Source organism: Ensifer sp. Root31 (genome assembly GCF_001424825.1).
GTDB classification, from domain to species: domain Bacteria; phylum Pseudomonadota; class Alphaproteobacteria; order Rhizobiales; family Rhizobiaceae; genus Ensifer; species Ensifer canadensis.
Genome location: NZ_LMCO01000045.1, coordinates 253,661 through 275,467, shown reverse-complemented (window position 1 = coordinate 275,467; position 21,807 = coordinate 253,661). Strand labels below are relative to the sequence as shown.

Annotated in this window: 20 protein-coding genes, 1 pseudogene and 1 riboswitch; of the genes and pseudogenes, 14 read left to right on the top strand and 7 right to left on the bottom strand. The window is 62.3% G+C overall.

The annotated features are described in order from the left end of the window. Nucleotides 1-55: 55 nt before the first annotated feature. Both hisC and ASD00_RS30425 read right to left on the bottom strand, forming a co-directional pair. Entirely contained in the window at nucleotides 56-1,111 is a 1,056-nt protein-coding gene (gene hisC, locus ASD00_RS30430; RefSeq protein WP_057210876.1) for a histidinol-phosphate transaminase, read from the bottom strand. Between the two features lie 3 nt (nucleotides 1,112-1,114). Continuing rightward, the gene (locus tag ASD00_RS30425; protein WP_025425228.1) at nucleotides 1,115-2,029 is read right to left on the bottom strand and encodes a polyprenyl synthetase family protein; all 915 of its coding nucleotides are present in this window, start codon (nucleotides 2,027-2,029) and stop codon (nucleotides 1,115-1,117) included. 172 nt (nucleotides 2,030-2,201) lie between these two features. Between ASD00_RS30425 and mtgA the strand changes: the two genes are divergently transcribed. The 4 genes from mtgA to ASD00_RS30405 all read left to right on the top strand — a co-directional run bounded on the left by mtgA (nucleotide 2,202) and on the right by ASD00_RS30405 (nucleotide 4,687). Beyond that, nucleotides 2,202-2,948, top strand: a complete 747-nt coding sequence (mtgA, locus tag ASD00_RS30420; protein ID WP_025425227.1) for a monofunctional biosynthetic peptidoglycan transglycosylase — start codon at nucleotides 2,202-2,204, stop codon at nucleotides 2,946-2,948. Between the two features lie 178 nt (nucleotides 2,949-3,126). Next, complete coding sequence (locus ASD00_RS30415) at nucleotides 3,127-3,774, top strand: glutathione S-transferase family protein (protein ID WP_025425226.1); 648 nt, start codon at nucleotides 3,127-3,129, stop codon at nucleotides 3,772-3,774. A 159-nt stretch (nucleotides 3,775-3,933) separates the two neighbouring features. Then, nucleotides 3,934-4,119 carry a 50S ribosomal protein L32 gene (rpmF, locus tag ASD00_RS30410; protein ID WP_025425225.1) on the top strand — a complete coding sequence of 62 codons (186 nt, stop codon included), beginning with the start codon at nucleotides 3,934-3,936 and terminating at the stop codon, nucleotides 4,117-4,119. 166 nt (nucleotides 4,120-4,285) lie between these two features. Next, nucleotides 4,286-4,687 carry a hypothetical protein gene (locus ASD00_RS30405; protein ID WP_025425224.1) on the top strand — a complete coding sequence of 134 codons (402 nt, stop codon included), beginning with the start codon at nucleotides 4,286-4,288 and terminating at the stop codon, nucleotides 4,685-4,687. Between the two features lie 67 nt (nucleotides 4,688-4,754). On the opposite strand, the gene phaR is transcribed toward ASD00_RS30405, so the two are convergent. Next, nucleotides 4,755-5,333 carry a polyhydroxyalkanoate synthesis repressor PhaR gene (gene phaR, locus ASD00_RS30400; protein ID WP_025425223.1) on the bottom strand — a complete coding sequence of 193 codons (579 nt, stop codon included), beginning with the start codon at nucleotides 5,331-5,333 and terminating at the stop codon, nucleotides 4,755-4,757. A gap of 223 nt (nucleotides 5,334-5,556) precedes the next feature. Here phaR and ASD00_RS30395 point away from each other — a divergent pair, with 223 nt between their 5' ends. The 8 genes from ASD00_RS30395 to ASD00_RS30360 all read left to right on the top strand — a co-directional run bounded on the left by ASD00_RS30395 (nucleotide 5,557) and on the right by ASD00_RS30360 (nucleotide 14,703). Then, nucleotides 5,557-6,738 (top strand): acetyl-CoA C-acetyltransferase, encoded by a 1,182-nt coding sequence (locus ASD00_RS30395; RefSeq protein ID WP_025425222.1) that lies wholly within the window; start codon nucleotides 5,557-5,559, stop codon nucleotides 6,736-6,738. A gap of 13 nt (nucleotides 6,739-6,751) precedes the next feature. After that, nucleotides 6,752-7,111, top strand: a complete 360-nt coding sequence (locus ASD00_RS30390) for a hypothetical protein (protein ID WP_025425221.1) — start codon at nucleotides 6,752-6,754, stop codon at nucleotides 7,109-7,111. A 17-nt stretch (nucleotides 7,112-7,128) separates the two neighbouring features. Beyond that, nucleotides 7,129-7,854: a beta-ketoacyl-ACP reductase gene (locus ASD00_RS30385; RefSeq protein WP_025425220.1), complete on the top strand. Its 726-nt coding sequence runs from the start codon at nucleotides 7,129-7,131 to the stop codon at nucleotides 7,852-7,854. Between the two features lie 685 nt (nucleotides 7,855-8,539). Then, nucleotides 8,540-11,545, top strand: coding sequence for a DEAD/DEAH box helicase (locus ASD00_RS30380; protein WP_057210898.1), 3,006 nt, complete (start codon nucleotides 8,540-8,542; stop codon nucleotides 11,543-11,545). 7 nt (nucleotides 11,546-11,552) lie between these two features. After that, on the top strand, nucleotides 11,553-11,966 hold the full coding sequence (locus tag ASD00_RS30375) for an RNA-binding S4 domain-containing protein (protein WP_057210875.1): 414 nt from the start codon (nucleotides 11,553-11,555) through the stop codon (nucleotides 11,964-11,966). A gap of 201 nt (nucleotides 11,967-12,167) precedes the next feature. Then, nucleotides 12,168-12,506 carry a ferredoxin FdxA gene (gene fdxA / locus ASD00_RS30370; RefSeq protein WP_025425217.1) on the top strand — a complete coding sequence of 113 codons (339 nt, stop codon included), beginning with the start codon at nucleotides 12,168-12,170 and terminating at the stop codon, nucleotides 12,504-12,506. A gap of 412 nt (nucleotides 12,507-12,918) precedes the next feature. Further along, on the top strand, nucleotides 12,919-13,488 hold the full coding sequence (locus ASD00_RS30365) for a CarD family transcriptional regulator (RefSeq protein ID WP_057210874.1): 570 nt from the start codon (nucleotides 12,919-12,921) through the stop codon (nucleotides 13,486-13,488). 348 nt (nucleotides 13,489-13,836) lie between these two features. Beyond that, entirely contained in the window at nucleotides 13,837-14,703 is an 867-nt protein-coding gene (locus ASD00_RS30360; protein WP_025425215.1) for an RNA polymerase factor sigma-32, read from the top strand. Between the two features lie 293 nt (nucleotides 14,704-14,996). Here the strand turns inward: ASD00_RS30360 and ASD00_RS30355 are convergent, their stop codons facing one another. The 4 genes from ASD00_RS30355 to thiB form a co-directional block, all read right to left on the bottom strand. Beyond that, a complete protein-coding gene (locus ASD00_RS30355; protein WP_025425214.1) occupies nucleotides 14,997-16,508 on the bottom strand; it encodes a M48 family metalloprotease in 1,512 nt (503 codons plus the stop codon). Nucleotides 16,509-16,905: 397 nt separating this feature from the next. Continuing rightward, nucleotides 16,906-17,622 carry an ATP-binding cassette domain-containing protein gene (locus tag ASD00_RS30350; protein WP_025425213.1) on the bottom strand — a complete coding sequence of 239 codons (717 nt, stop codon included), beginning with the start codon at nucleotides 17,620-17,622 and terminating at the stop codon, nucleotides 16,906-16,908. After that, nucleotides 17,619-19,223: a thiamine/thiamine pyrophosphate ABC transporter permease ThiP gene (thiP, locus tag ASD00_RS30345; protein ID WP_025425212.1), complete on the bottom strand. Its 1,605-nt coding sequence runs from the start codon at nucleotides 19,221-19,223 to the stop codon at nucleotides 17,619-17,621. Before thiP ends, ASD00_RS30350 begins: the two co-directional genes overlap by 4 nt. A gap of 31 nt (nucleotides 19,224-19,254) precedes the next feature. After that, complete coding sequence (gene thiB, locus ASD00_RS30340) at nucleotides 19,255-20,283, bottom strand: thiamine ABC transporter substrate binding subunit (protein WP_057210872.1); 1,029 nt, start codon at nucleotides 20,281-20,283, stop codon at nucleotides 19,255-19,257. A 49-nt stretch (nucleotides 20,284-20,332) separates the two neighbouring features. Next, nucleotides 20,333-20,450, bottom strand: a riboswitch (TPP riboswitch). Nucleotides 20,451-20,584: 134 nt separating this feature from the next. Between thiB and ASD00_RS30335 the strand changes: the two are divergent. Next, nucleotides 20,585-21,068, top strand: a pseudogene (locus tag ASD00_RS30335) (GNAT family N-acetyltransferase). An 86-nt stretch (nucleotides 21,069-21,154) separates the two neighbouring features. After that, entirely contained in the window at nucleotides 21,155-21,805 is a 651-nt protein-coding gene (locus ASD00_RS30330; RefSeq protein WP_025425210.1) for a thiamine diphosphokinase, read from the top strand. The last annotated feature ends 2 nt before the right edge of the window (nucleotides 21,806-21,807 follow it).

Genomic DNA, 21,807 nt, shown 5'->3' with positions numbered 1-21,807 from the left:
TTTCGCGGCCAAGTGCCTGAGCCAAGTCTGAGAGCCCCCGTCTCGGGACCAGATCTCAGAGAATGTCGTCGAGCGCTTCGATCAGCCGGGCGCATTCGGCATCGGTGCCGATGGTGATGCGCAGGAAATCGGAGATCCTGGGCTTGGCGAAATGGCGCACGAGCACGGCACGCTCACGCAGCGCCTGCATCAGCGCGTCGCCGGAATGGCCGGGATGGCGGGCGAAGACGAAGTTTGCCTGCGATGGGAGGACCTCGAAACCGCGCTCGGCGAGTTGACCGGTGAGGCGTTCACGGGATGCCATGATTTTCTTGCGGGTCGTTTCGAACCAGGCTTCGTCTTCGATCGCAGCGGTCGCTCCTGCCTGGGCCGGGCGGCCAAGCGGATAGGAGTTGAAGCTGTCCTTCACCCGCTCCAGCGCCTCGATCAGCGGCCGCTGACCGATGGCGAAGCCGACGCGCAGGCCCGCGAGCGCACGCGACTTGGAGAAGGTCTGGACGACCAGCAGGTTTTCGTATTTCGGCACCAGCGCGATCGCCGACTGGCCGCCGAAGTCGATATAGGCCTCGTCGATGACAACTGGCTGATCCGGGTGGGCGGCAACGAGCCGCTCGATTTCGGCAAGCGGCAGGCCGATGCCGGTCGGCGCATTCGGGTTTGGCAGGATGATGGCGCCGCAGGACCTGTCGTAATCGGCTAGATCGATGCGGAATTGAGTGTCGAGCGGGACTTCGACGGCATCGATCGCAAACAGCCGGGCGTAGGTCGAATAGAAGGTGTAGGAGATGTCGGGATAGAGCAGCGGGGCGTCGTGCTTCAACAGCCCGGCAAAGATGTGGGCCAGGACCTCGTCCGAACCATTGCCGACGAAGACCTCGCCGGCGGTGACCCGGTGACGGGCCGCGATCGTTTCACGCAGGCGGAGCGCCAGGGGGTCGGGGTAGAGCCTGAGATCGCTGTTGGCCGCTGCGGTGATTGCGCTCAGAACCTTGTCCGAAGGGCCGTAGGGGCTCTCGTTGGTATTGAGCTTGACGAGGTTGGCGATGCGCGGCTGTTCGCCTGGCACATAGGGCTTGAGCGTCGAAACGATGGGCGACCAGTATTTGCTCACGATTCAATTCCTGCGATTGGCGATGAAGCGGGCGGTTTCGGCAAGGATCGACGAGCGCTCGCCATAGGGTTCGAGCAGCGCCTCTGCCTCCGCCACCAGTTGTTCCAGCCGGGTCTCGGCCCAGGCCTGTCCGTGGAGCGCGACGAGCGTGCCCTTGCCGCGTGCGGCATCCTTGCCGGTTGCCTTGCCCATGGTCTCGGCGTCGGCGGTGAGGTCAAGCAGGTCGTCGGCGAGCTGGAAGGCAAGGCCGATCTTTTCGCCGAAGCTGCGCAGACGGTGACGGTCGTTCGCGTCTGCTCCGGCGACGATCGCGCCCGCCTCGCAGGCAAAGCGCAGAAGCGCGCCTGTCTTCATCGCCTGAAGGGTGACGATGCCGGCTTCGTCGGGAGTGGATTTCTCCGCCGCAAGGTCGAGCGCCTGTCCACCGGCCATGCCGCCATGGCCGGCAGCACGCGCCAGCGCGAGGACAAGCGCCGCCTTCTGTGCGTCGGCAAGCGGCGTCTCCGGCGATGCGATGATGTCGAAGGCGAAGGTCAGCAGGCTGTCGCCGGCAAGGATCGCAGTCGCCTCGTCGAAAGCCTTGTGTACGGTCGGCTGGCCGCGCCGGATGTCGTCGTCGTCCATCGCCGGCAGGTCGTCATGGACCAGAGAGTAGCAGTGGACGCATTCGAGCGCCGCACCGACCCGCAGCGCTGCATCGAAGCGTCCGCCCAGCAGGCTGGCGCATTCGATCACCAGAAACGGGCGCAACCGCTTGCCGCCGTTGAGGACGCCGTGACGCATCGCGCCGAGCAGGTTTTCCGGGCGGCCGATCTCGTCGGGTTCGATGCTCAAACCCAGCAGGCGCCCCAGCAGCGTCTCGATCGCGAGCGCGTTGCGTTTCAGTTGGGTCTCGAAGGTCGGTGTTTCCTGTCTCATGAGCGCTCTTTGACATGCGCGAAAGGCGCTTTCAACGGGCTTTCGTGTCGCGGCAGTGCGCTTTGTCGAGGACAGACCTGTGAGTGCCTTGCCTTTTGCCAGAAAGCCCGTTCAACTTTGCCAGCCCATGCACTAAGAGAAACGGATGGACAGAGAGGTGGACAGTCAGGCCGTGGACATCGTTCCCGAGGCGCGTGAGGAGGGCGATATGCCCGCCAGTCGCTGGTCGTCCCTCCGTCGGACGTGGCGCCTGCATCGCCGTCGCATCATTTTCGTCGTTCTTGGCCTGTTGCTTCTGCCCTATGCGCTGATTGCGCTCTATCTCATCGACTTCATTCGCCCGGTTTCGACGCTGATGCTGCGCGACCTCGTGCTGCTGCGCGGCTATGACCGACAGTGGGTCGAGTTCGACAAGATAGCGCCGGTGCTGGTGCAATCGGTGATGATGTCGGAGGATGGCCAGTTCTGCATCCACGACGGCGTCGACTGGGGGCAGATGCGGGGCGTGGTTGAGGATGCGCTCGATGGGGAATCGACGCGCGGCGCCAGCACCATCCCGATGCAGACGGTGAAGAACCTCTTCCTCTGGAACGGCCGCTCCTTCGTGCGCAAGGCGATGGAACTGCCGCTCGCCATCGCCGCCGACTTCGTCTGGAGCAAACAGCGGATGATGGAGATCTACCTGAATGTCGCCGAATGGGGTGACGGTATCTACGGCATCGAGGCTGCCGCCCGCCACCATTTCGGCGTTTCCGCCGCCAAGCTTTCCAGGCGCCAGGCCGCTCTTCTCGCCGTGTCGCTGCCCAACCCGAAAGAGCGCAACGCCGGAAAACCGGGGCGCGGACTGAAACGCCTGGCATCACTGATCGAGCGCCGGGCCAGCCGATCGGGCGGATACATCACCTGCCTTTATGATTGAGATGACGCCTATTCATTGGTCCTGATGCTCGCCGTGGCCTACTGCATGTTTCCTTAAATCCTATTCGATTTAAGGATAAAAACATGCAGCAGTTCAAAGTGCTACAGCGACCTTTGCGCGTCTAATAAGACGCGCGGCGCTGTAATGGTTGCAGCAGGGTGCATAGGGAGATCCAATCTTGAACAAACTCGTCCTTTACGTCGGCAACAAGAACTATTCGTCCTGGTCGCTGCGACCGTGGCTGGCGCTCGAAGCCTCAGGCATTGCCTTCGAGGACGTGGTCATTCCCTTCGATTTTGCGGCCGGAAACCCGAAGCTGCGGGAAATCTCGCCGACCGGGCGTGTGCCGCTTCTCGAGCATGGCGACGTCAAGATCTGGGAGTCGCTGGCGATCATCGAATATGTCGCCGAACTGTTTCCGGATGCCGGGCTTTGGCCGGCAGACCAACAGGACCGGGCGCGGGCGCGCAGCTATGCCTGCGAAATGCTCTCCGGCTTTCGTGCCTTGCGCAGCGCCTGCCCGATGAACATTCGCCGGCAGAAACAGACGCTTGGGGTTTCGGGCGACGTGCGCGCCGATGTCGCCCGCATCGAGACGATCTGGGCCGACGCGCTCGCGCGCTCCGGCGGTCCGTTCCTTTTCGGGTCGTTCACGGCTGCGGATGCGATGTACGCGCCTGTGGTTAACCGCTTCGACGTCTACAATCTCGTTAGCGACCCCACGACGTTGGGATATATGGAGCGAGTAAAGGCGCATCCGGCATCCCGGAAATGGGAAGCGGCCGCACGAGCGGAACCGTGGATCGTTGCCGAGGAAGAAGTCTGATTCGACTTCCTTGCGAGGAGGAGTCGAAAAATTGCGCTCGGGGACTGGTCAAGCGGCAGTTCGCCATGTATAAGCGCGCCAAATTTCCGTGATTAACATCTGTTTTATACGGCCATTTCGGCTGCTGAACAGTGTTTTGCCCGATAAGTGGAGAATGAAATGGCTGTACCTAAAAGAAAAACGAGCCCGTCCAAGCGTGGCATGCGCCGTTCTGCTGACGCCCTCAAGACGCCGACCTACATCGAAGACAAGAACTCCGGTGAACTGCGTCGCCCGCACCACATCGACCTGAAGACCGGCATGTACCGTGGTCGTCAGGTTCTGACCCCGAAGGAAAGCGCATAAGCGCTGACATTGGCGGACCGAGTTAAAGGGCTGGCTTTGCCAGCCCTTTTCTTTTGCATGCCTGACATCTTCTCGACGGAGAGGTTGGTATTAAGTCGGCGTGGTGATCTCTGGCGTCACGTGGCGCATGTAGCGATCACTCATTGAAGAGGGAGCGCATTTGTTCATGCTTGCCGCCATTCCATTGCTGATCCTGCCCTTTGCCATCTACAACCTTGCCATGCTCGGCCTTTTCGGCGGCACGGCTGGCCTCGGTGCCGGCGTGATGTCGCTGTCCATGCTGTCCGGCGCGACATGGGCCATGAGCTTCGGCGATCTCCTGATCGTCGTGGCCTTGCTTCTGCTTTTCGTGGAAATTCTCAAGGCGACCCGCACCGGCACGCGGGCGCTGATGGACCATCTGTTGTCGATGGTGCTCTTCATCGCGTTCCTGGTCGAGTTCCTACTGGTCGCCCCGGCGGCCACACAAATCTTCTTCATCCTGATGACGATCAGCTTCATCGACGTCATCGCCGGCTTCTCCGTGTCGATGCGATCGGCCGGCCGGGACGTTTCAATCGGTCTTTGAAGCGGACTGAAGAAGAACGCTCACATCGCCGCGTGCCGATGAGGACCGCGGCGCCGTCGCGATACGCTCAGCCGAGATTGTCGAGCTTGGTCTGAAGGGCGCGCAATTGCTCCTTCAACTCGTCGATATCCTTGGCTTCCGCCTTCTTGGTCTCCTTGACCGGAGGCGAGGCGATGAACGGCGAAAACATCTGCATCGCCTGATGGAACATCTCTGTGTTGCGCCGAACCTGCTCCTCGACCAGTTGCAGCGGCGCCTGCAGGTTCTTGCCGAGCGGCGTGTCGCCGAAGGCCTTGTTGATCTGCTCCCGCATCTGCACCTGCTGCTCGGTGAAGGCCTGCATCGAGTGCTCGAGATAGCTCGGCACGACCATCTGCATCTGGTCGCCGTAGAAGGAAATCAGCTGGCGCAGGAACGAAATCGGCAGCAGCGTGTTGCCGGTCTTGGATTCCTGCTCGAAGATGATCTGCGTCAGAACCGAATGGGTAATGTCTTCGCCTGATTTGGCGTCCTGTACGGTAAACTCCTCGCCCTTCTTCACCATCACGGCCAGGTCGTCGAGCGTGACGTAGGTGCTGGTCCCGGTGTTGTAGAGCCGCCGGTTCGCATATTTCTTGATTACGATCTGGCCGTCGTTCTTCGCCATCAGGCTCTCCTCATTACCCGCGGTCCGTCTTTTTCTACTTTTCAGAGTATCCGCAAACGAATGCCGCTGACAATGTCTTTGTGCGATGCGGCGACGCAAGTGCGAAATCTCGCGGTCGGCAGGGGATGACGGTTTTGCGGCAGTGCATCAAGGCGTTTGACTTGCGCCCCGCGCTTTGCCAGTCTGCTGTCGTCACGCAAGAAAATCTGAGGAAACGTCCCCCATGAGCAATCCCTCCATCGTGATCGCCAGCGCGGCACGTACCGCCGTCGGATCCTTCAACGGTGCCTTCGGCAACACACCGGCCCACGAGCTTGGCGCCGCCGTCATCAAGGCGGTACTCGAACGCGCCGGCGTCGAGGCGAACGAGGTCGATGAAGTGATCCTCGGGCAGGTGCTGCAGGCAGGCGAAGGCCAGAACCCGGCGCGCCAGGCCGCGATGAAGGCGGGCATTCCGCCAGAAAAGACCGCCTGGGGCATGAACCAGCTTTGCGGCTCGGGCCTGCGCGCAGTCGCGCTCGGCATGCAGCAGATCGCATCCGGCGATGCAGAAATCATCATTGCCGGCGGCATGGAGTCGATGTCGATGGCACCGCATTGCTCGCACCTGCGTGGCGGCGTGAAGATGGGCGACTTCAAGATGATCGACACGATGATCAAGGATGGCCTGACGGACGCCTTCTACGGCTACCACATGGGTATCACCGCGGAGAATGTCGCCCGTCAGTGGCAGCTGACCCGCGAGGAGCAGGATCAGTTTGCGCTGGCGTCGCAGAATAAGGCCGAGGCCGCGCAGAAGGCGGGCCGCTTCGCTGACGAGATCGTTCCGTTCGTCGTCAAGGGCCGCAAGGGTGACGTCATCGTCGATCAGGACGAATATATCCGCCATGGCGCGACCATCGACCAGATGACCAAGCTGCGTCCGGCCTTCGACAAGGAGGGAACCGTGACCGCCGGCAACGCATCCGGCCTCAATGACGGTGCCGCCGCCACCCTGCTGATGACCGAGGCAGAGGCCGCCAAGCGCGGCATTCAGCCGCTCGCGCGCATCGTTTCCTGGGCCACGGCCGGCGTCGATCCGCAGGTGATGGGCACAGGCCCGATCCCGGCATCGCGCAAGGCGCTGGAGAAGGCCGGCTGGGCGATCGGTGATGTCGAACTCGTCGAAGCCAACGAGGCCTTCGCGGCACAGGCCTGCGCGGTCAACAAGGACCTCGGCTGGGATCCGTCGATCGTCAACGTCAATGGCGGCGCGATTGCGATCGGACATCCGATCGGCGCGTCCGGCGCCCGCGTTCTCAACACGCTGCTGTTCGAAATGAAGCGCCGCGGCGTTTCCAAGGGCCTTGTGACCTTGTGCATCGGTGGCGGCATGGGCGTCGCCATGTGCGTCGAGCGTCTCTGACCGGCCCGACCGCATGCGTCATGTCAGCGGGTTGATCTTTTCGGTCCTGTTTGTCGCTTCGTCGGCGAACCAGGGTCATGCGACATCTCCGCCGTTCGAACAGGCAAAAGTGGTCCAGTGCATGCTGGACCACACGACTGTCGATGACGAGACCGTTTTCAAGAACCTGATGATCGCTGCCCTCAACGACGACAGCGGCAGTGTCAAATCCTACGTCGTCCAGATGAGCAGTCTGTTGATGAACCTCGCGCTGACCAAGTGCGAGGTCGGAATGTCCATGCTCGCTGATCCGCAATTTCAGGCTGCGGCCAGGATCTACGGGCAGCATATGGGCGAAAAATTGATGAAGAAGGCCTTTGATAAACTGAATTAATCAAGTGGGAGGCGAGCATGAGCAGGGTAGCATTGGTTACGGGCGGGTCACGCGGCATTGGCGCCGCGATTTCCATCGCGCTGAAGAATGCAGGATACAAGGTTGCTGCCAACTACGCCGGCAATGACGAGAAGGCGCAGGCGTTCAAGGAGGAAACCGGCATCCCGGTCTACAAGTGGGATGTCTCCAACTATCAGTCCTGCGTCGACGGCATTGCCAAGGTCGAGGCCGACCTTGGGCCGATCGAAGTGCTTGTCAACAATGCCGGCATCACCCGTGATGCCATGTTCCACAAGATGACCCCGGAGCAATGGGGCGAGGTGATCAACACCAACCTGACCGGCCTGTTCAACATGACCCATCCGGTCTGGACCGGCATGCGGGACCGCAGCTTCGGGCGGGTGATCAACATTTCGTCGATCAACGGCCAGAAGGGCCAGATGGGGCAGGCGAACTACTCGGCCGCCAAGGCCGGTGATCTCGGCTTCACCAAGGCACTCTCCCAGGAAGGGGCTGCCAAAGGCATCACTGTCAATGCCATCTGCCCGGGCTACATCGGCACGGAGATGGTGCGGGCGATACCGGAAAAGGTTCTCAACGAGCGGATCATTCCGCAGATCCCGGTCGGTCGTCTGGGCGAGCCGGAGGAGATTGCCCGCTGTGTGGTTTTCCTCGCATCCGACGATGCCGGCTTCATCACGGGGTCGACGATCTCCGCCAATGGCGGACAGTTCTTCGTCTGATCCTGTTATCGCCCGCACTTTCGACGGCGCTCCGTTTGGGGCGCCGTTTCATTTTTATTGCCTGCTCGGTTCAAAGACAGAAGGTTAATGGCGCACCGGAATCTGTCCGCAAGTTGGAGAAAGCCGGTTTCTGGCCTGTTGTTTGCCGTGCGTCGACATACCATATGTTGTGGAGAACGAATGTGGAACGCAGTGATGTCTGTGATTCGTCGTCGATTCGTTCCGGCTTTGGTCGATGTGTTAACGCAGCGATTCCCATTCCCTGATTCCGGCGAATCAGCCTGATTCTTCGGTTAAAAGTTCCTAAACTTTCCAGAGTCTTGGATTCCGAATCCTTTGCCACCTTTAATGCTTCGGCAACCCAGATTAACGCTCGGGGTGCACGGCGCACGCGCTGCCAGAGACGTGATTCAGCATGTGGTGCAATATTGGCAGTTGCAATCTATATGTAGCCGTGAACATACAGTGAATCGAGTGGAGTCAGCGATTCGTCGCCGATTCGTTCCGTGGCTGTTCCGAACCTTAATTTCGCACGTCCAGATATGGTGGTGCGGGCAGGCGCTGGTTTGCCGGGAAATGGTTTTAGTTGCCGGCGCCCCTTGCGTTTGCCGCGGTGCGTGGGCATGTGTTTGCCGCCGGCGCGTAAAGGCGCCTCTTATGTTCTTGAATGCCCGGGATCGATGACGTGTCCGTTCACCCCATGATCCTGAGCGGCCGCGGCGTCACCGCGGTGCTCGGGCCAACCAATACCGGCAAGACGCATTATGCGATCGAGCGCATGATCGCGCACGATAGCGGCGTCATCGGGCTGCCGCTGCGGCTGCTCGCGCGCGAGGTCTATACGCGTGTTGTCGAAAAGGTCGGCCATCACAACGTTGCGCTGATCACCGGCGAGGAAAAGATCACCCCACATCGCGCCCGCTACTCGGTCTGCACGGTCGAGGCGATGCCGCGCGAAACGACGGCGTCCTTCGTGGCGATCGACGAAGTGCAGCTCGCCGGCGATCTCGAGCGTGGTCACATCTTCACCGACCGGCTGCTCTATCTGCGCGGCCGCGGCGAGACGCTGCTGCTCGGGGCCGCGACGATGCGGCCGATCCTCGAACAATTGTTGCCGGGCATCACCGTCGTCGAACGCCCGCGCATGTCGCAGCTGCTCTATGCCGGGTCGAAGAAAATCACCCGCCTGCCGCATCGCTCGGCCATCGTCGCCTTTTCGGCAGACGAAGTCTATGCGATTGCCGAGCTGATCCGCCGTCAGCGCGGCGGCGCTGCCGTCGTGCTCGGGGCGCTGTCGCCGCGCACGCGCAATGCCCAGGTCGCGCTCTATCAGGAAGGCGACGTCGAGTTTCTGGTGGCGACCGATGCGATCGGCATGGGATTGAACCTCGACGTCGACCATGTCGCCTTCGCACAGGACCGCAAGTTCGACGGCTACCAGTTCCGCAACCTCAATCCGGCCGAACTGGCGCAGATCGCCGGGCGTGCCGGGCGGCACCTGCGCGATGGCACGTTCGGCGTCACCGGCCGGGTCGATCCGTTCGACAACGAGCTGGTGCATCGCATCGAGTCACATGAATTCGATCCGCTCAAGGTGCTGCAATGGCGCTCCAAGGCGTTTGACTATGCGTCGCTTGCCGCGTTGAAGCGAAGCCTGGATGCCGCCCCGACAATTCCGGGGCTTGCGCGCGCTCTACCTGCGGTGGATCAGCAGGCGTTCGAACATTTGTCGCGCTATCCCGAAGTGGCCGATCTGGCGACGACGCCGGACCGGGTCGAAAAATTGTGGGAAGCCTGTGCATTGCCGGATTATCGCCGCATTACACCGGCTCAACACGCCGATCTGATCTCCACGATCTACGCCGATCTTGTCCGACGTGGCGCCGTGAACGAAGATTTCATGGCCGAGCAAGTCCGTCGGGCGGATTATACCGATGGTGAGATCGACACACTTTCGGCGCGAATCGCGCAGATCAGAACCTGGACCTATGTGTCGAACCGGCCCGGATGGCTTGCCGATCCGACACACTGGCAAGAAAAGACGCGGGAAATTGAAGATCGATTGTCCGACGCACTACATGAACGGTTGACGAAACGCTTTGTTGATCGCAGGACATCTGTGCTCATGAAGCGCCTGAGAGAGAATGCTATGCTGGAAGCTGAAATCAGTGTGAATGGTGACGTCTTCGTTGAAGGCCATCACGTAGGACAACTAACCGGTTTCCGGTTTACGCTGGCGACCGGCGGAGACGGACCGGATGCCAAGGCCGTGCAGGGTGCTGCGCAGAAGGCGCTGGCGCTCGAGTTCGAAGCGCGTGCGGCGCGTCTGCACGCCTCCGGCAATGGCGACCTTGCGCTATCGTCCGACGGACTGGTGCGTTGGCTCGGCGATCCCGTGGCTCGGCTTGCGGCCAGCGACCATGTCATGCGTCCGCGCGTCATCCTGCTTGCCGACGAGCAGCTGCAGGCCAATGCGCGCGAGCATGTCGTCGCCCGCATCGAGCGTTTCGTGAACCATCATATCGGCACGGTGCTGAAACCGCTTGACGATATCTCGCGCGCCGAGGATCTCGAAGGCCTCGCCAAGGGGCTGGCATTCCAGCTCGTCGAAAATCTCGGCGTGCTGTTCCGCCGCGACGTCGCCGAAGAGGTGAAGTCGCTCGACCAGGACGGTCGCGCCTCGATCCGCAAGTATGGCGTCCGCTTCGGCGCCTATCACATCTTCCTGCCCGCGCTGTTGAAGCCGGCTCCGGCCGAGCTCATTACGCTGCTCTGGGCGCTGAAGAACGATGGCCTCGACAAGGCTGGCTATGGCGATCTGATCCCGATGCTGGCCGCTGGCCGCACCTCGGTCGTTACCGATCCCTCGTTTGAGCGGACGTTCTACAAGCTCGCGGGCTTCCGTTTCCTCGGCAAGCGTGCCGTTCGCATCGACATCCTCGAGCGTCTGGCGGATCTCATCCGTCCGCTGCTGCAGTGGAAGCCGGGTGCGCAGCCGCGTCCCGAAGGCGCCTATGACGGCCGTCGCTTCACCGCGACGACCTCCATGCTCTCCATTCTCGGCGCAACGCCTGACGATATGGAAGAAATTCTCAAGGGGCTTGGCTACCGCGCCGATAGCGTGAAGGCCGAGGATGCCGCAGCGTTCCTGGCAAGCCAGGGCGTGGCGCCTGCAGCCCCGGCCGAGGCGTCCACGGAAGCTGCCGCCGACCACGACGATGCGGATGCAAGCGGTGAAGGCGAACCGGCTGAAACCGAGGCACCTGCCTCCGTCGAGCCGGCGACTGCCGAAGGCGAAGCTGCCGCTCCCCAGGCAACCGCGGAAGAGGGTGCCGAGGCTGCCGAAGCCAAGCCGGTTCTCCTCTGGCGTCCGGGCACCCGCCAGGACAATCAGCGCCAGGGTGGCCGTCACCAGGGCGATCAGCGCCGTGGCGGTCCGCGCCAGGGGCAAGGCCAAGGCCAGGGCGAGGGACGCGAAGGCGGCCGCAAGGCCGGCGCACCGGCCCGCGGCAAGCGGCACGACGGCAAGCCCGAGGGTGGCCAGCGGCAGGATCGCCATGATCGTCACGATCGCGGCGGCAAGCCGAACGCGGCCAAGTTCGAGGCGCGCCCGCCGCGCAAGGAGAAGCCGATCGATCCGGATTCGCCCTTTGCCAAGCTTGCCGCTCTCAAGGAGCAGATGAAGAAGTAGGAACGCCATGGAGAAACAGTCTGCGTCCAACCCGGCATCGCGCCAGCGTCTCGACAAATGGCTGTTCTTCACGCGCCTGTTGAAGTCCCGCTCGCTCGCCCAAAAGGCGATCGAGGCGGGGCACGTCACTGTCAATGACGAACGGGTCAAGCAGTCCTCCTTCCAGGTGAAGGCGGGCGATGTGCTCGCTGTGTCGCTCGAACGGCGCGACGTGATCGTGCGTGTGCTTCTGCCCGGCGAACGACGCGGCCCTTTCGATGAGGCGCGGCTGCTCTACGAGGACCTGACGCCGGCGGAGCCGCGGGAAAAGCTCTCGGCTTTTGACCTCGCGACGCGTGAGCCGGGGGCGGGGCGACCCACCAAGAAAGAGCGGCGCGAAACCGACCGGTTGAAGCCCGGTTTCAATCCGCTCGACGATTAGAAAACTCTGCCTTCAGCGCGGCGTTTTGCGCATTGAATATTCTTGCAAAGGGTCCATAAAGCCTTTACCTGACAACCCACGTTGAGTGCATCGGTCTTGCTTCGGCAGCTATGCGCGCCGGACATTCCTAGCATGCGCGGACATGAGCATCACCATTGATTGCGGTCCGCCATCAAACGTGAGCATTGGCTGGAGTACCTCATGACGTATGTCGTGACCGACAATTGCATTCGCTGCAAGTACATGGATTGCGTTGAAGTCTGCCCGGTGGACTGCTTCTACGAAGGCGAGAATTTTCTCGTCATTCATCCCGATGAATGCATCGATTGCGGCGTCTGCGAGCCGGAATGTCCTGCCGAGGCCATCAAGCCAGACACCGAGCCGGGCCTCGATATGTGGTTGAAAGTGAACGCTGATTTTGCCACCAAGTGGCCGAACGTCACCATCAAGCGCGACGCGATGCCGGAAGCCAAGGAAATGGACGGGGTCGAAGGCAAGTACGAGAAGTACTTCTCTGCCGAACCCGGCCAGGGCGACTGAGGCGCTCGGCCTCGGTCCGTGCGCCGAGGCTGGCGAGACGATAATGACCCCGGCGTCAAATCTGGGGAAAATCAGGCTCCGCCCTCGCATCTGCGAGAATGGCGGCTTGATGGCTGCCATGCAGCAAATTATTGATTTCCGCAGTTTTTTGTGATAGGGTCCTTCTACTGATCCACAGAGGGTGTTTTTGCGCGCCCGAAAACCTCACGAAAGCAAACGATCTCCACAGCGCGGTTTTTCCAGATACGCACCGTTGCGTCTCTCTATTGTGACCGCGTTTGATGGGATTGTTTGGGTTCCTTTGGACGGACCAGGATGGACCCACCCGGCGGTATCCCCGTCTATCCCGGGCCTCACTGACCCGGCCCCGGCCAAGAATGGCCGGGTGCGAAACAGGGAGTTTTTGAAACGAATGACGACCCAGCAGAAAAAATCTTCGACACGCCACGGCTTCAAGACCGGTGAATCGATTGTCTATCCGGCCCATGGCGTCGGACAGATCGTCGCTATCGAGGAGCAGGAAGTTGCCGGCATGAAGCTTGAGCTTTTTGTCATCGATTTCGATAAGGACAAGATGCGCCTGAAGGTGCCGGTCGCCAAGGCCGTCAGCATCGGCATGCGCAAGCTCTCGGAGACCGATTTCGTCGATCGCGCGTTGAAGGTTGTGCAGGGCAAGGCTCGCGTCAAGCGGACCATGTGGTCGCGCCGCGCACAGGAATACGATGCCAAGATCAATTCCGGCGATCTGATCTCGATCGCAGAAGTCGTGCGCGACCTCTACCGCGCAGAAAACCAGCCGGAGCAGTCCTATTCCGAACGCCAGCTCTATGAAGCTGCCCTCGACCGCATGGCGCGCGAAATCGCGGCCGTGAACAAGATGTCCGAGACCGAGGCTGTTCGCCTGGTCGAAGCCAATCTTAACAAGGGTCCGAAGCGCGGCAAGGCGATCGAAGAAGACGACGCCCAGGACGAGGCAGCTTAAAGAGCGCCAGTCCCATACCATCACGACAAGACAAAGCCCGGCCATCGCGCCGGGCTTTTTCGTTTGCACCATTCCTGCTTGCAGCTTTTTCGTCGGGGCGAGGGAACTTTTCTCGCCGGCGCGCATTTATCAAAGCCGGCAGGGATGCGCCGCCTTCCTGCCGGGGCGATCTGGGTGCTCTGATCTTCTGTCAGAATTCAGCTTCGTAGTTTGGAAGTAGGGCGCTGCACCGGTTCTTCAAGCTTCGGTGTCGTCGCACCAGCCGCCGTCGGCGTCGGTCGGGTCCTTCCGTCCGGCCCTTGGACTTCACCCGTTAGCGGCGTCCAGGCGCCCGCCATGGAGCGATCGATGAGGACTCTCACAGCAGACAGGCGCATGATCAAGATTGCGATGGAGGCGCCTTATCTCGAGCGTGAAGAAGAACACGCCCTGGCCACGGCCTGGCGAAACGATCACGATCAGGACGCCCGCAACAAGATCGCCATGTCGCATATGCGGCTGGTCATTTCCATGGCGGCAAAATTCCGCAATTTCGGCCTGCCGATGGGCGATCTCGTTCAGGAGGGGCATATAGGCCTGCTCGAAGCCGCCGCGCGCTTCGAGCCCAGCCGTGAAGTGCGCTTCTCGACCTACGCGACCTGGTGGATCCGTGCCTCGATGCAGGACTACGTTCTGCGCAATTGGTCGATCGTTCGTGGCGGCACCAGTTCGGCGCAGAAGGCGCTGTTCTTCAATCTTCGCCGGCTGCGCGCGCGGCTTGCCCAAGGCGATCGTCAGCTCACATCGCAGGCTATGCATGAGGAAATTGCCGCCGCACTCGGGGTCAGCATTGCCGACGTCCAGACCATGGATGCCCGCCTTTCCGGCAGCGACACCTCGCTGCAGGCACCGGTCGGTGGGGCGGATTCCGATGGGGGAGAGCGCCTCGACTTTCTCGCAAGCGACGCGCCGCTGCCTGACGAACAGGTGAGCGACATGATCGACGGCGAGCGTGCCCGCATCTGGCTGCACGACGCCATGGGTGCGCTGACCGAGCGCGAGATGCGGATCATCCGCGCACGACGTCTGTCAGAGGAAGGCGCAACGCTGGAGGAGCTCGGGCTCGACCTCGGCATCTCCAAGGAGCGGGTCCGCCAGATCGAGACGCGGGCGCTTGAAAAGCTCAGGGCGGCGCTGGCAACCAAGGCTCCGGCGCTGACATCGGTCGTGCACTGAAGCATTTTCGGGAGACGTGCCTACAGCGCCGCGCGTCTTATTAGACGCGCTAAGGTCGCTGTAGCACTTTGAATTGCTGCATGTTTTTATCCTTAAATCGAATAGGATTTAAGGAAACATGCAGTGGGTGGCCATCCCGTCCATAGGACGGGTGAACACGTGATGACGCAGTTGCACGTTCGCGCCGGAAACCTCAACGCGTCAAACGCGCGTCGGGCACGGCAAGCGATTTCGCATCTTTGACACGAAGACATAAGACGGCGTCGGACTGAATGGTGCGGCGCCGTTGGCGTTTATTCGGAAATGATCTTCACCCGGTCGCCCGGCTTGATGGTCGAGGTCACCTGCATGGCGTTGATCAGCCGGAACAGATCGAGCTTGCGGTCGGTACCCATCATCCGGGCCGACAGCATGGCGATCGTCTCTCCGGGCTTGACCACGGCGACGCGGATGCGCAGCGGCTTCAGCGACTGTGCTTCGGCCGGCGTCATCTTGCGGAACGTTGCGCGCAGCTGGTTTGCCGTCGGCTCCAGCGCGCGCGACCCTTTTGGAACGGCAGTCAGGAAGCGGTAGATGCGGTTGTCGATGCGCACGACCGTGACGTCGAAGTCCCAGCGATCGGCAGACGCGCGGGCCGTTGCGGCCTCAAGACCGTTGACGCTGATCGGACGGATGGTATCGGGCTGCAGGCCGGTCACCCAGCCGCTGGCGATGTAATCCGTCAGGCTCTTGCGGGCCGTATCGGCGATGCCGTCGAAACGGATCGCCACGTCGCCGGGGCCGGTTGCCAGGACCGCTTCTGCCTTGTTGTCGATCTGGAAGCCGGTCGGCACGTCGAAACGAATGCCGAGCTGGCCATGCATGAAGGTCTGGCCGCGGACATAGCCTTCCTGCGGGCTGTCGCCATAGAGCAGGCCGTCGATGCCGGCGAGATAATAGTCGCGCCCGCGGTCGCCGCTGGTGCCCTCGGCGCCAAACGCGCGCGCGTGCCGGCGCGCGAGATCGACGCGCTGCGGGGCATTCGGGTGGCTCGATAGGAAGTCGAGGCTCTGGTCTGCTTCCGGATCGACCGCGGAGAAGCGGCTGTAGGCGGCCATGGAATCGAGGAAGCGTGCCGCCGCATAGGGGTCGTAACCGGCCTCGCCCAGCATGCGCACGCCGATGACGTCAGCCTGGAGCTCCTGGTTGCGGGAGAAGGCGGCCAGACGCAGCTTGCCGCGCGCCAGTGCCTGCTTGCCGGCGAGATCCGAGGACAGCACCTCGGAGACGACGCGGCTGGCGATGACTTCCGCCTCTTCGCGCTGCTGGCGCTCGATGCCATGGTTGGCGGTGACGTGCGCCATTTCATGCGACAGCACGGCCGCAACCTCGGACGCGTCATTGGCAAGCGCAAGCAGGCCGCGGGTGACATAGAGATAGCCGCCGGGCAGCGCAAAGGCGTTGATCGCCGGGGAATTGAGAATGGTGATGCGGTAGGACTGCTGCGGGTTTTCCGAGACGGCCGTCAGGGCGCCGGCGATGCGGGCGACCAGCCGCTCCGTCTTTGCGTCCTTGTACTCCCCGCCGTAGCTCGCGACGATGCGCGGGTGTTCGCGCGCGCCGAGCTGGGCACGGGGGTCGTTCTTCTGGACTTCGTCGACGATCTGCGGATTGGAGGACGGCGATACGGTCGGCTCGTAGGTCTGCTCGATCACCGACTGGCAGGCGGAAAGCAGCGTCGTCGCAAGCAATGCAACCACAGCACGTGTCCGGAGGCCTCCGCGCTTGGGCGGGAACCGGTCGTTTCTGACTGTATGACTTTCCATGCCTCAGCCCGTTTCCCGTCCAACGCCACCCCACAACAGGGACTCGGGCGGCGTTGAAAGTCTTACTTTTTCAGCCGGATACGTCCGATCCGGCAAGAGTATTCCAGCCCTGGTCTTGCTGTATCTGATTTCAGCGCCACCTGCCTAGTTTACCCCGGTAGAAATAGTTGCCCCGTGGTATCACGGCAACGGATACGCGAATATTCGTGACGCTCCGGCCGGACAATCCGCGCGTCGCATGGCGCGGCGGTCAAATTGTGGCGGAGTACCACGCGCGCTAGAGCATTTCCGGTTTAGACGACGTCGCGGAAACGCTCTATCTGCCTGTTTCCACGCATTTCCTGACGGAAAACCGCTTCGCACTTTTCCTGGAAATGCTCCAAGATTCCACGTCGCATCACGCGTTGCCGAGAAAGCGGTTGATGGACGCCATATCGCGCCGTTCGAGAAAGCGCTCGACCGGGTCATGGGCGATGATACGCCCCTGGTCCAGAAAAAGCACGCTATCGGCCAGCGCCCTCACGTCATCGGGATGGTGCGTGATCATCAGGATCGTGTTGTTTTCCTGATCATGCAGGTCCTGCAGCAGTGCCCGCATACCGGCCCTCATGCCGGGATCGAGAGCGGCAAAAGGCTCATCCAGCAGCAGCAGCGGGCGATGTCGCACCAAGGCGCGCGCCAACGCCACACGCTGTCGTTCGCCGCCGGACAGCGTCGGCGGCAGGCGCTTGCCGAAGCTGTCGAGCCCGACGCGGCCGAGGGCATCGTCTATCCGTGCGCGATCAGCGACCGACAGGCGAAGCGAGGGGCTGATGCCGAAGCCGACATTGGTCGCGACGTCGAGATGTGCAAACAGGTTGTTGTCCTGAAAGATCACGGAGACGGGTCGTTCTGCCGGCGCCTGTCCCGACATCGTCTTGCCGAGAATGCGAACCTCGCCCCGGTCCGGCTCCTCGAAACCGGCGATGACATGAAAGAGGGTCGACTTTCCCGACCCGGAGGCCCCGGCAACTGCGACGATGCCACCTGGCTGAATGGCGCAATCGAAGTGCAGTGCGGTGGTGTCGTAACGAACGTCGACGCCAACAAGTTCTACCGCCGCCTGGGAATTCATGCGTTTCGTCCTTCCGGCACTCGCCTGTCGCCGGCCGTGCCGAGCATGGTGAAGATCAGGCAGATGAGGCCGAGGAAGAGCGCCAGACCGGCTGCATCCGCGGTGCGATAGCTGCCCATCCGGCTGTAGAGCAGCCATGGAAGCGTGACCATGTCCTGCGAACCGAACAGCGCCACTGCACCAAGGTCGCCGAGCGACAGCGCCATGGCGAAGGAGAACGCCATCAGCAACGGTTTCCGGAGCGGCGGCAAGTCGATCCATCGCAGGCGATGGAAGCCGCGGATGCCGAGGCTTGCTGTCAGTCGGTCGGTGCGTGCGGCATGTGTTGCCATCGCCGGTGCCAGGATCCGGTGCACGAACGGCAGCGCCATCAATGCGTTGATGGCGACGACGATGGCGGGGGCGAAACGGGCGACATCGCCGAAGGGGCGCAGGAGCAGAAACCATCCCGCACCGAGCACGACCGGCGGCACCAGCAGCACCAGCGACGTGCTGGCGGTGACAGTGCCCGCAAATGCCCTGGCCAAGGTCGGGGCGTGGCGACGCGCCACGACGATGCCGGCGGCGCGGATCATCGCGGCGGCCATGGTGACGCAAAAGAATGCCGAGAGGACGGCGATGACAATGCTGGTGACGAGAGCACGATGCACGGTCGGGTCGCCGGCAAGCTTCACCAGATCCGCACGCAGGCCGGAACCGACGACGGCGATCAGCGGTGCGCCGATGAAGAGCAGCGAGAACAGGATCCAGCCGGCGTCGGACGTCCGGGAGAGGCCGGTTCCTGCATCATAGCGTCTGGAGATTTTGCCCGCGGTTGCGCTTTGTGCAGGTTCGGTCGCGACACGCGTTAGAGCCAGGAGCAGGGCTCCGGTCATGACGATCTGTAGGGCGGACAGGGCGATCGCCCGCGGCGGGTCGAAATCGAAGCGCAGCGCCTGGTAGATCGCGACCTCGATGGTGCTGGCGGCAGGCCCGCCGCCGAGCGTCAGCACCAGCGTGAAGCTGGTGGCGCAGAGCATGAAGACGAGGCCGGCAGCACCTGGCAGCAATCCCCGAAGGACCGGCCACTCGACAAAGCGGAAGAGTGCGGCTGGCGGCATGCCGAGATTGGCGGCGGTTCTCCAGTATTCCGAAGGGATGCGCTCGAGCCCGGCGAGAAAGAGACGTGCGATAAGCGGCATGTTGAAGAAGACGTGGGCGAGCAGGATGCCGAAAAGGCCGTAGATGCTGATCGGCTGCTGCAGCCCGAGGCCGGCGAGGGCGGTGTTGAGCGCGCCCTGCCGGCCCCAGATCTCGATCAGCCCGAGCGCGCCGACAAGCACGGGCAGGCCGAGCGGCAGGGCCATCACCCGCAGAACCCAGACGCGGCCGGGAAAGCTCGGCCGGCGCGCAAGCGCCCGTGCGATCGGGATGGCAAGAACAACGGAAAGCAGCGTCGAAAGGCTCGCCTGCAGCAAGGTGAAGCGCGTTACCCGCCAGATATAGGCATCGAACAGCACGCTGTTGCCGAAGTCACCGCTCTGGAGCAAAAGGGCTGCAATCGCCAGGCCGACAAACAGCAGGATACCGCCGAGACTTAAAGTCCCGGCGGTCATCGTGATGCGATTTTCGGCAGGCGCGAACAAATGCGCCTCAGTTCTTGCTAATGGCGGCCAGCCATTCGTCGATCCAGGCCTTGCGGTTCGCCGCCACCTCTTCCGACGGCAGCAGGAAAGTCTTCTCCGGATTGACCAGCTTGCTAAAAGCCTCCGGCAGCGGCTCCTTGGTCGCCGCGACCGGCATCATCCAGTTGGTCGTCGGAATGATCGACTGGAACTCCGGGCCGGTCATGAAGGCGAGAAACTGCTTGGCAAGCTCCGGCTCCTTGGCGCTCTTGGTCATGCCGGCAACTTCGATCTGGATGTAGTGACCTTCCGAGAATTCGGCCGCCTGGTAGCGGTCGGTGTTTTCCGCCACCATGTGGTAGGCGGGCGACGTGGTGTAGGAAAGCACCATCGGCGCTTCGCCCTTGGTGAAGAGGCCATAGGCTTCCGACCAGCCCGGCGTTACGGTCAGTACCCTGTCCTTGAGCTTGGCCCAGGCGGCGCCGGCTTCGTCGCCATAGACGGCCTTGACCCAGAGAAGCAGACCGAGGCCCGGCGTCGAGGTGCGCGGATCCTCGATGACGATCTTCTGAGAGGCGTCGCCTTCGACCAGTTCCTTCAGGCTCTTCGGCGGCGTCTTCAAGGTCTGGGTGTCGTAGACGACGGCGAAATGGCCGTAGTCATAGGGAAGGAAGGTGTCGTCGGTGAAGTCGCCGGGTACCTTGACGTGGGCAGGCTCGATGCCGTGCGGCGCGAAGAAGCCGGTGGCCTTGGCCTCGGCGACGAGGTTTGTATCGAGGCCGAGCACGATGTCGGCCTTGGAGGCCGCGCCTTCGAGCTTGAGGCGGGTCAGAAGCTCGACGCCATCGGCGACGCCGACATAGGTGACCTTGCATTCGCAGGTCTTCTCGAAAGCTTCGGCGACCTTGGCACCCGGCCCCCATTCGGTGATGAAGCTTTCATAGGTGTAGACGGTCAGCGTCTTGTCGGCAGCAACGGCATTGGCCGCGAAGACAAGTCCTGCCGTCGCGGCAAGCGCTAGCCGGCTAAGAACCTTGAGTTGCGATGAATTGGACATGGCAGGCACCTCTCCCTAAAAATGATGTTGCATGGGAAAAGGGCGTATCGATCCGATCGCGTCTAATCCCTCCGCCGGTATGAGCCGGATCAGGTTCCGCGGGTTGGCGTTCAACGCCTCTCAGCCTTCGGCCGCCATGCGGTCGGAAGGCACCCCGTTAGAGCGGGTAGAGATTTACCGCCGAGCCGGTTTGATGGCAAGCGAAGTTTGAGGACGGCAAAAGCGCCCGCCCCGCATTTTCGCGCCGCGGCGCATGGGGTAAAATCGTCGGCAGAGTTTGCAGACGCCGAAGGAGCCTGCGATGACTGACATGCTCGTTCGCCTTTATGCACTGCCGGCACAAGCGAGATCACCGCTTGCTGACGGTATCGGCATTCACCGCGCAATGGCACCCGAACGAAGCTTGTTGTTCCCTGGATCGAGCAGACATTTGGCTCCGGCTGGGCGGGCGAGGCGGAGGCGGCCTTCAGATCGACGCCGACGTGCATGCACATCGCGGTGTTCGAGGACCGGATCGTCGGCTTTGCCTGCCACGATGTCACAGCGCTCGGTTTCTTCGGGCCGACGGGCGTCGACGAGGCCATGCGCGGACGGGGATCGGCGAGGCGCTCTTGCGCGTGAGCCTGACGGCGATGCGTGACGCAGGCTACGGTTACGCCATCATCGGCGGCGTCGGCCCGGCCGAATTCTACCGACGCACGGTCGGCGCCATCGAGATCCCCGATTCCAACCCCGGGATCTATGCGGAGATGCTGTTTCCCGATACCTTGCCCGAAGATCACTGACAACGAGGACGCAAAATCGCCGGATCGCGCCCTTGTTCGGTTTTCTTGCTTTTCCTTGCCCGTGCCTTTGCGCTATGGGCTTTGCCATGGCCCGATCCACCTTCACCATTCTGCTCGGCGGTGCACTGACCCCGACCGATCGCCTTGCGCGCCAGCTCGCAGGCAGCCGCTTCGTTGCGGCCGATGGCGGCATGCGGCATGCGCGGGTGCTATCCGTGACCCCCGACGTCTGGGTGGGCGATTTCGATTCGACCGAGGAGGCGCTGCTCGCGGAATTTGCCGATGTCCCGCGCGAGCCCTATCCCGCCGCCAAGGCTGCGACCGATGGCGAAATCGCTGTCGAGGCGGCGCTGTCGCGTGGCGCCGAAGCCTTGATCTTTGCCGGCGCGCTCGGAGGATCACGCAGCGACCATGCCTTCCTGCACCTGCTTCAGGCTGCTTCGCTGGCCGAACGTGGGTTGCCGGTGTTCATGACCTCGGGTGAGGAGGAGGCCTATCCGCTGCTTGCAGGCGAGATCGAAATCGATCTGCCGAAGGGCAGCCTATTCTCGATCCTCGGACTGACCGATCTCATCGGGCTTACGATCGTCAACGCGCGTTATCCGCTCACCGATTTCACGTTGCCGTTCGGGTCTTCGCGCACCGTTTCCAATGTCGCGGAGGGTCCCCTTCGCATTTCCCTCGACACCGGCCGGGCGATCGTTCTCGCCCGCCCCTATGACCTTTCCGGAGCCTGAGC